This window comes from Streptomyces sp. SPB074, assembly GCF_000154905.1.
Taxonomy (GTDB): Bacteria; Actinomycetota; Actinomycetes; order Streptomycetales; family Streptomycetaceae; genus Streptomyces.
This window is the reverse complement of sequence record NZ_GG770539.1, coordinates 1,870,542-1,879,046: the sequence shown is the minus strand read 5'-3', so window position 1 is coordinate 1,879,046 and position 8,505 is coordinate 1,870,542. Positions and strand designations below refer to the sequence as shown.

General features: G+C 74.8%; 6 protein-coding genes and 1 pseudogene. 1 reads left to right on the top strand and 6 read right to left on the bottom strand.

The features are described from left to right. The first annotated feature begins 155 nt into the window (after positions 1-155). Positions 156-485 carry a hypothetical protein gene (locus tag SSBG_RS07440; RefSeq protein WP_008745586.1) on the top strand — a complete coding sequence of 110 codons (330 nt, stop codon included), beginning with the start codon at positions 156-158 and terminating at the stop codon, positions 483-485. 75 nt (positions 486-560) lie between these two features. Here the strand turns inward: SSBG_RS07440 and SSBG_RS07435 are convergent, their stop codons facing one another. From SSBG_RS07435 to SSBG_RS07410, 6 genes and pseudogenes are all read right to left on the bottom strand, one after another. After that, positions 561-1,466, bottom strand: a complete 906-nt coding sequence (locus SSBG_RS07435; RefSeq protein WP_008745585.1) for an ABC transporter permease subunit — start codon at positions 1,464-1,466, stop codon at positions 561-563. Beyond that, positions 1,463-2,563 carry an ABC transporter ATP-binding protein gene (locus tag SSBG_RS07430; RefSeq protein ID WP_008745584.1) on the bottom strand — a complete coding sequence of 367 codons (1,101 nt, stop codon included), beginning with the start codon at positions 2,561-2,563 and terminating at the stop codon, positions 1,463-1,465. The genes SSBG_RS07435 and SSBG_RS07430 overlap by 4 nt, the downstream gene beginning before the upstream one ends. A 172-nt stretch (positions 2,564-2,735) precedes the next feature. Next, positions 2,736-3,506: an ABC transporter permease gene (locus SSBG_RS07425; protein WP_008745583.1), complete on the bottom strand. Its 771-nt coding sequence runs from the start codon at positions 3,504-3,506 to the stop codon at positions 2,736-2,738. A 3-nt stretch (positions 3,507-3,509) separates the two neighbouring features. Next, positions 3,510-4,514 carry an ABC transporter ATP-binding protein gene (locus tag SSBG_RS07420; RefSeq protein ID WP_008745582.1) on the bottom strand — a complete coding sequence of 335 codons (1,005 nt, stop codon included), beginning with the start codon at positions 4,512-4,514 and terminating at the stop codon, positions 3,510-3,512. 277 nt (positions 4,515-4,791) lie between these two features. Next, positions 4,792-5,727 (bottom strand): cellulose-binding protein, encoded by a 936-nt coding sequence (locus tag SSBG_RS07415; RefSeq protein ID WP_008745581.1) that lies wholly within the window; start codon positions 5,725-5,727, stop codon positions 4,792-4,794. A 255-nt stretch (positions 5,728-5,982) separates the two neighbouring features. Next, positions 5,983-8,505 (bottom strand): annotated as a pseudogene (locus SSBG_RS07410) (hypothetical protein); the annotation flags it as partial.

Here is an 8,505-nt window from a genome sequence, read left to right as displayed (position 1 = left end):
CCGCTCACGCGCCGCCGCTCGTGGGGCGCGAGCGTGGGGCGTGAGCGCGGAGGGGCGGTCGGTCCGGGCGTGCGCCCCCGGCGCGCGCTGCCGTCGCGGGCGCGCGCGTACGCTGGACGGTATTCCCGTCCGGCCGCAGCCTGAGAGGTGTTCCAGTGTCCCCCCGCCGCAACCGCCCCAAGGGAGCCCCCGGCTCCGGCCAGCGGGCCGACGAGGACCCGGGCAACCGCTTCGGGCTGCACCGGACCGAGACCTGGCAGGACGAGGAATGGTCCGTCCGGCACGTCGCCGGTGCGAGCGCCGCCGGGAAGACGTACCGCTGCCCCGGCTGTGACCAGGAGATCCCCTCGGGCGTCCCGCACGTCGTCGCCTGGCCCGAGTACTCGGGCGTCGACGAGCGCAGGCACTGGCACAAGGCGTGCTGGAACGCGCGCGACCGCCGGGCGGCGCCGGTACGGCGCTCGCGCAACGCGCCCCGCTACTGAGTGCCCGCCTCACCCGTCCCGCAGCTGTCCGTCCGGCCGCCGCACGCCGTCCCGCCGCCGCACGCCGTCCCGCCGCTACACGTCCCGCCGGTGCAGCACCGCGAAGGCGCAGCCCGCGACCGCCGCCGTGAGGACGGCGAGGAGGGCGAGCTGGGGCAGGCCGTTGCCGCCCTGGTCGGGGATGAGCAGCAGGGAGAGGGCGTTCGGCGCGCTGTACTCCAGCACCTTGCGGCCCAGCGTCTCCGTCGCCTCGATGTTGACGAGGAAGATCGGCAGGACGGTCGGCAGGAAGTAGACGCCGAGCATCGCCGCGATCGCGCCCGCCGAATGCCGCAGCATCGTGCCCGTCGCGAGCGCGACCACGCCGAGCAGGGAGAGGTACAGGCTCGCGAGGAGCGCGGGGCCGCCCCAGTGCAGGTCCGCCCCGGCCGGGACGAAGGCCGCGCCCGCCGTCGCGACGATCCCGGTCGCCACGAGCACGGCGACGAAGCTGATCGCCGAGAAGACGAGGAACTTTGCGGCGAGCACCCGGTGCCGCTGCGGCGCCGCGGTCAGCGTCGGGCGGACGAGCCCGGTGCCGTACTCGGAGGAGATGACGAGGACACCGAGGGTCAGCAGGCAGATCGTGCCGAGCAGCAGCCCGGGGAAGGCGAAGAGCGTCACACGGTCCCCGCGGCCCATGCGCTCGCCCACGGTCGCGGCGAAGACCAGCCCGACGCCGACGACGAGCAGTTCGAAGACGCCGAGCGTCCAGAGCGTCGAGCGCACCGTGCGGATCTTCGTCCACTCGGCCCGCAGCGCGTGCCCGAGGTGCGCCCGCACGATCGGGATGGGCGACTCGTACGGGGCGGGGGAGCCGGGCGAGGGCACCGAACGGGGGTCGGGCGTCCGCGGTGCCGTCGTCCGCCGTACCGAAGTCTGAGGTACCGCCGGTGGCGGTGTCGCGGCGGCGGGGTGCGGCTGCGGGGTCGGGGCGCTCATCGGGCCTCCTCGTGCTCCTGGGCGGCACCTGTCACGGCGTCCGCGGAGCGCGGGAGGGCCGGGGTGCGGGGGTACGGGGTGTGCGGCGCGTACCAGCCGGACTGGCCCGCGCCGGGCACGGCGGGCTCGCGCGGCGGGCCGCCGAAGGGATCGGGCTCCGCGAAGCCTTCAAGCGAGTCGGCCGTCGAGCGGTAGTCCACCTCGCTCTGCGTGAGGCGCATGTACGCCTCCTCCAGCGAGGCGTGCTGCGGCGACAGCTCCCACAGCCGTATCCGCTCCTCGTGCGCGAGGTCGCTGATGGCGGGGAGCGTGAGCCCCGTGACGCGCAGCGCCCCGTCCGGCTCGGGCAGTACCTGGCCGCCCGCCGCGCGCAGCAGCCCCGCGAGCCGTTCCGCCTCGCCGCGCGCCTCGTCCGGGACCCGTACCCGGGCGAAGTCCGTGGAGTTGCGCGCGATGAAGTCGCGGACGCTCATGTCGGCGAGGAGCCGGCCGCGCCCGATGACGACGAGATGGTCCGCCGTGAGCGCCATCTCGCTCATGAGGTGGGAGGAGACGAGCACGGTGCGGCCCTCGGCGGCGAGCGCGCGCATGAGGCGGCGCACCCACAGGATGCCCTCCGGGTCGAGCCCGTTGACCGGCTCGTCGAAGAGGAGGACGCGGGGATCGCCGAGGAGCGCGGCGGCGATGCCGAGGCGCTGCCCCATGCCGAGCGAGAAACCGCCCGCCGCCTGCTTCGCGACGTCCTGGAGGCCGACGACGCCCAGCACCTCGTCCACCCGGCGGGCCGGGATGCCGGAGAGCTGGGCGAGCGAGAGGAGGTGGTTGCGGGCCGTCCGGCCGCCGTGCACGGCCTTCGCGTCGAGCAGCGCGCCGACCTCGCGCGGCGCGTTCGGGAGCTGCCGGAAGGGGACGCCACCGATCGTGACGGTCCCCTCCGAGGGCCGCTCCAGGCCGAGGACGAGCCGCATCGTCGTGGACTTGCCCGAGCCGTTGGGCCCGAGGAAGCCCGTGACGACCCCGGGCCGCACCGTGAAGGTGAGGCCGTCCACGGCCTTCTTCGCGCCGTACCACTTGCTGAGGCCGTTCGCCTCGATCATCCGCGCACCCGCCCTCGCCCGTCCTGTCCGCCCCGCCCGCCCCGTGCCCGGGCGCCTGTACGCGCCCGTGCCGGGGAACGGGGGCGGCCCGCCCCCGCATGGGTGAGGAGGCTATCCGGCCCCGGGCGGTTCCCGCCAAGGGCGGGCGGGGCGGCGGCGGACGGCCCGGGTCTCAGGCGTCCCTGCGGCGCAGCAGCGCGTAGCCGACGAGCAGCGCGGCGGCGACCCAGGCGACCATGATGAGGAGCCCGCCCCAGGGACCGTACGGGGCGTCGTCGTGCAGCGGCGGGACGACCTGCATGATCTTCGTGCCCGCCTGGTCGGGCAGGTACTGGCCGACCTTCTTCGTCGCGTTCACGCTGCCGAGCACGTTCGAGATGATGAAGAAGAACGGCATGAGGATGCCGAGGGAGAGCAGCGGGCTGCGCAGCATCGCCGCGACCCCCATCGAGAACATCGCGATGAGCGTCATGTAGAGCGCGGCGCCGAAGACCGCGCGCAGCACGCCCGGGTCGTCGATCGAGGCCCCGTGGTCGCCCAGGATGAGCTGCCCGACGAAGAACGAGACGAAGGCTGTGACGAGGCCCACGACGAAGGCGAGCACCGTCGCGACGGCCACCTTCGAGGAGAAGAAGACGCCCCGGCGCGGCACGGCGGCCAGCGAGGTGCGGATCATCCCCGTCGAGTACTCGTTGGAGACGACGAGCACGCCGAAGACGATCATCGCGAGCTGGCCGAGCCCCATCCCGGCGAAGCCGATGTAGGTGGGGTCGAAGGTGAGCCTGTCCTCGCGGCTCATCGAGTCGAAGTCGTTGTTCGACACGACGCTGATGAGCACGCCGAGGCCGAGGGTCACGACGAAGGCCAGACCGAGGGTCCACACGGTCGAGCTGACGGAGCGGATCTTGGTCCACTCCGAGTGAAGTACTTGCGGCACGGCCATCGCTCAGTCGCCCTTCCGGTCCCGGTTCTCGCCCCAGCCCTGTCCGCCCGCCGGGGGCGGAGGCGGTTGCGCGTCCCCGGGCGGGACGGCGGCCGGACCCGCGCCGGTGTGGGCGTGGTACTCGACCGTCTGCGCGGTGAGCTGCATGAACGCGTCCTCCAGCGAGGCCGACTGCGGGCTCAGCTCGTGCAGGACGAGGCCGTTGGCGTGGGCCAGCTCGCCCAGCCGCGCCGGGTCGGCGTGATCCGCCTCCAGCGTGCCCTCGGGGCCCTCGGCCACCGCGATGCCCTCCTGGCGCAACACGTCCAGCAGGCGCTCGCGGTCGGGGGTGCGCAGGCGGACGAAGGTCCGCGAGTTGTCGCGGATGAAGTCGGCCATGGAGGTGTCGGCGAGGAGCTTGCCCCGGCCGATGACGACGAGGTGCTCGGCCGTGAGCGCCATCTCGCTCATGAGGTGCGAGGAGACGAAGACCGTGCGGCCCTGGTGCGCCAGCGAGCGCATCAGGTTCCTGATCCAGTGGATGCCCTCGGGGTCGAGGCCGTTGACCGGCTCGTCGAACATGAGGATGCGCGGGTCGCCGAGGAGGGCGCCCGCGATGCCCAGGCGCTGGCCCATGCCGAGCGAGAAGCCCTTCGCGCGCTTCTTCGCGACGGCGGTCAGGCCCACGATGTCCAGCACCTCGTCCACCCGGGAGGCCGGGAGGCCGTTCGACTGGGCCAGGCACAGCAGGTGGTTGCGGGCGCTGCGCCCGCCGTGCATCGCCTTCGCGTCGAGCAGCGCGCCGACCTGCGTCAGGGGCTCGTCCAGGGCCGGGTAGGGCTTTCCGTCGATGAGCACGCGGCCCCGCGTCGGCTTGTCCAGGCCGAGCATCATGCGCATGGTGGTCGACTTGCCCGAGCCGTTGGGCCCGAGGAAGCCGGTCACCACGCCCGGACGCACGGTGAAGGACAGGTCGTCCACGGCGAGTTTGTCGCCGTAGCGTTTCGTCAGCGCTGAGACCTCGATCATGTGTCCACGCTAACGAAGTCACCACGCGAAAGCCCGGCAGCGGGCGCGCGGCGCGGACTCGGCTCCGTAGCGGAAACCGGAACGCGGCCGTACGGAACCCGGACGCCACCGTGCGGAACCCGGACGCCACCCCAGGTGACCGGACGCCACCGCACGGGACCCCGGGGCCACCGGACGGGACCCGGGCCCGCGCGGGACCCGGCACACGGAAACCGGGCGGAGGCGTGTCGCCTCCGCCCGGTGCTCCGGTCGTCACCCCGTACGGGGTGGAGTCGCCTCAGCGGGACTGCTGTGCCGGGACGCCCCGCGTGACGGTCTCATCCTCGGCGGGCGCGCCCGCCGCCGCGACGGCCGCGCCGGTGAGCGTCGCGAGCATCTCGCGCACGTTGGTGAGCTGCGCGTTGATCGAGTCGCGGCGGTTGGTGAGGGCCGCGAGCTCGCGCTCGGACTCGCTGCGGATGCGGTCGGCCTTCGCGTTGGCGTCCGCGACGATGTCCTCGGCCTGGCGCTGCGCCGTCTCGATCGTCTGGCGCGAGCGGCGCTCGGCGTCCGTGCGGAGCTTCTCGGCCTCCAGGCGGAGCTGCTCGGCGCGGTGCTCGATCTCCGCGAGGCGCTTCTCGGCCTTCGCCTGGCGCGAGGCGAGGTCGCGCTCGGACTGCTCGCGGCGCTTGGCGAGATTCGTCTCGAAGTCGGCGGCGGCCTGCGCGGCCTTGGCGCGGGTCTCCTCGAAGAGGGCGTCCGCCTCCTCGCGCTTGGACTGCGCGTCCTTCTGCGCCTCGGCCCGCAGGTTGCCGGCCTCGCCCTTGGCCTTCTCGACGATGCGGACGCCCTCGTCCTCGGCCTTCGCCTTGCGCTCGGAGGCGTAGGACTCGGCGTCGTTGCGCACCTGCTGGGCGGCGGACTCGGCGAGTTCCCGGTGCTGCTCGGCGGCCCGGCGGGCCTCCTCGCGCAGGTCCTTCGCCTCCTCCTCGGCGAGCCGCAGGATCTTCTCGACCCGGGCGCCGAGGCCCGCGTACGAAGGCTCCGCGTCACTCACCTGCGCCTGGGCGTTCTGCGTTTCGAGGTGCAGCTCCTCGATCCGCTTCTCCAGGGCGGTGATGCGGTTCAGGGCGCTGTCACGGTCGGAGACGAGCTTCGAGATGCGTTCGTCCACCTGAGCGCGGTCGTACCCACGCCGCACAAGCTCGAAGCCGTAGGGGGAAGTGTCGCTCATGGGGTTCCTGTCGAAAGAGACCGGTGAGGTGATAGAGGGAATCCTAGGGGTCGGGGCGGCGTGTCATCGAGCAAATGCCCGTTTGATCTGGAGAATGCCACCCCTTTTGTGCGTGCGCGGACCGTATTCTTCCGATCCACCGTCAACACGGCGCTCACGCCCGACGACTGACCTTGCGTCGTCACCGGGAACACCGTCCCTCCGGCTCGCACACCCGCGGCACTCCCGACGCCGTGCGCTCTCCTGACACTGTGGCTACCGCTCCGTCTGCTTTCCACCCGAACGAGTCGATCCGGCCACGGCCCCCGCCTTGACGCCGCTCTGCGCGTCCCGGCCGCCCGAGCCCTTGCCCGACCCCTCGCCCGGCCCGCCGGCGCTCTTGCCGCCGGGGGCCTCGAAGTTCTCCAACGCCTCCAGCACGTCCTGGACACGGCCGATCTCGGCGTTGATGTCCTGCCGCCGCCGCACCAGGATGTCCAGTTCGCGCTGCCCCTCCGTCGTGATCCGCTCCGCCTCGGCCTTCGCGTCGGCCACGAGCCGGTCCGCCAGCGCCTCCGCCTCGGTCTTCTTCTGACCGGCCTCCTTGAGGAGCGTCTCGGCCTTCTTGACCGCCGCGATCCTGACCTTCCCGGCCTCCGAGCCGGCGTCGGCGAGCAGGTCCTTCGCCTTCGCCTCGGCCTCCGCGAGCTGCTCCTCGGCCGCCTTGACGAGCGCGTCGCAGCGCTCGCCCGCCGTGCGCATCGCCTCCGCCGACTCGCGGCGCGCCCGCTCGTGCAGCTCCTCGATCTCGCTCGTGATCCGCTCGCGCAGCTCCTCGGCCCGCTCCCGCACCCGCGTCGCGTCGCCGCGCGCCCCGACGAGGAGTTCGTCCGCGTCCGCGCGCGCCTTCTCGACCACCGCGTGCCCCTCGGAGCGGCCCTCGCCGATGATCCGCTCGGCCTCCGAGCGCGCCGCGCCCACCATCCGGTCGGCCTGCTCCTCGGCGTCGGCCGTCGTCTTGAGCGCCGCCTCCAGCGCCTCGTTCGAGAGCTTCTCGGCCTCGGCGCTCGCCTCCGAGACGAGCCGGTCCACCTGCTCGGCGGCCTCGGTGCGCCGCTTGTTGGCCTCCGCGCGCGCCTCGTCGAGCAGGCGCTGCGCCTCCGCGCGCGCCTCGCTCCTGGCCCGCTCCGCCTCCTCGGCCGTACGGGACGTCAGCTCCGCCGCACGCTCCCGCGCCGCCCGCTCGGCCTCCCGGGCCTCGGCCGCCGCCGACTCGGCCTGGTCGCGCAGGTGCCCGGCCGCCGCCTTCGCCTCGGCGAGCAGCCGCTCCGCGTCCTCCTTGGCACGCGTGAGCCGCCGGTTCGCCTCCGCCGTGGCGCCGACGACCTCGCGCTCCGCCTCGGCCGCCGCCTCCTCGCGCTGCCGCGCCGTCTCCGCCGCGACCCGCGCCGTCAGCTCCTCGGCCTCCGTGCGCGCCCCCGTCAGGAGCGTGTCGGCGGCCTCGGCGGCCTCGGTGCGGATGCGCTGCGCGTCCTTTCGGGCCTCCGCCCGCGCCGCCTGCGCCTCGCGCTCGGCGTTCTCGCGCTCCCCGGCCACCGCCGCGCGCACCTGCTCCGCGTGCCGCTCCGTCGCGGTGCGCAGCTCCTCGGCGGCCCGCTCGGTGTCCTCGCGCAGCGTGCGTGCCGCCTGCTCGGTCCCGGTCCGCAGCTCCTCGGCGGCCTGCTCCGCCTCCGTGCGCAGCCGCTCGGCCGTCTCCCGGGCGCCGCTGCGCAGCCGCTCGGCCTCCTCGGCCGCCTCGCGGACCGTGTGCTCGGCCAGCTCCGTGGCCTGGGTGCGCTCCTCGCGCGCCTCGGCCCGCAGCCGCGCCGCGTCCTCGCCCGCCCGCTCGCGCTCCGCGTAGGCGTCGGCGCGGACCCGCTCGGCCTCCTCGCGCGCCTCGGTCGTGGTGCGCTCCGCCGCGTGCTCGGCGGCCGAACGCAGCCCGCGCGCGTCCTCCTCGGCCCGCCGCTCTATCCCCGCGACCGCCTCGCGCGCCTGCTGCGCGCTCTGCTCGGCGGCACCCACCAGCTCCTGCGCCCGGGTCTCCGCCTCCTCGACGAGCCGGACGGCCTCCGCCTCCGCCTCCTCGACGCGCGTACGCGCCTTCGTCAGCAGTTCCTCGGCCCGCTCGCGCGCCCGCTCCCGCTCCTCGCCCGCCTCGGTGCGCGCCGACTCCAGCGTCTCCTCGGCCGTGCGCCGCCGCCGCTCGGCCTCCTCCTGCGCGGCGGCCAGCTCCTCGGCCGCCTGCGTCGTGACGCGCTCGGCCGCCGTGCTCGCCTCGGCGCGCAGCCGCTCACCGGTCTGCCGCGCCTCGTCGCGGACCCGCGCCGCCTCCGTCTCGGCCTCGGCGCGCAGCCGTACGGCGGTCTGCTCCGCCTCGGCCCGCACGGCGGCGACCTCGGCCGCCGCCTCGGTGCGCAGCCGCTCCGCCTCGGTCTCGGCCTCCTCGCGCACCGTCCTGGCCCGCTCGGCCGTTTCGGCCCGTACCTTCTCCGCGTCCTCCGCGCTCGCCGCGCGCAGCCGCTCCGCCTCGGCGCGCGCCTCGCTCAGCGCCTCCTCGGCGCTCGTGAGGCGCTGCTCCGCCTCCGCGCGCAGCCGGGTCAGCTCCTCGGCCGCGCCGTCCTTGAGGGCCTGCGCCGCCCGCTCCGCCTCGGCGCGCAGCTCCGCCGCCGCCTCCTCGGCCCGTACCCGCTCCGCCTCACCGCGCTCGGCGGCCTCGGTCGTGAGCCGCTCGGCCTCGGTACGGGCCTCGGCGAGCAG

What these genes read in the sequence shown, in the direction of transcription:
- SSBG_RS07435 (WP_008745585.1), bottom strand. Translation starts at nt 1,466, where the DNA reads ATGAGCGCCCCGACCCCGCAGCCGCACCCCGCCGCCGCGACACCGCCA.
- SSBG_RS07430 (WP_008745584.1), bottom strand. Translation starts at nt 2,563, where the DNA reads ATGATCGAGGCGAACGGCCTCAGCAAGTGGTACGGCGCGAAGAAGGCC.
- SSBG_RS07425 (WP_008745583.1), bottom strand. Translation starts at nt 3,506, where the DNA reads ATGGCCGTGCCGCAAGTACTTCACTCGGAGTGGACCAAGATCCGCTCC.
- SSBG_RS07420 (WP_008745582.1), bottom strand. Translation starts at nt 4,514, where the DNA reads ATGATCGAGGTCTCAGCGCTGACGAAACGCTACGGCGACAAACTCGCC.
- SSBG_RS07415 (WP_008745581.1), bottom strand. Translation starts at nt 5,727, where the DNA reads ATGAGCGACACTTCCCCCTACGGCTTCGAGCTTGTGCGGCGTGGGTAC.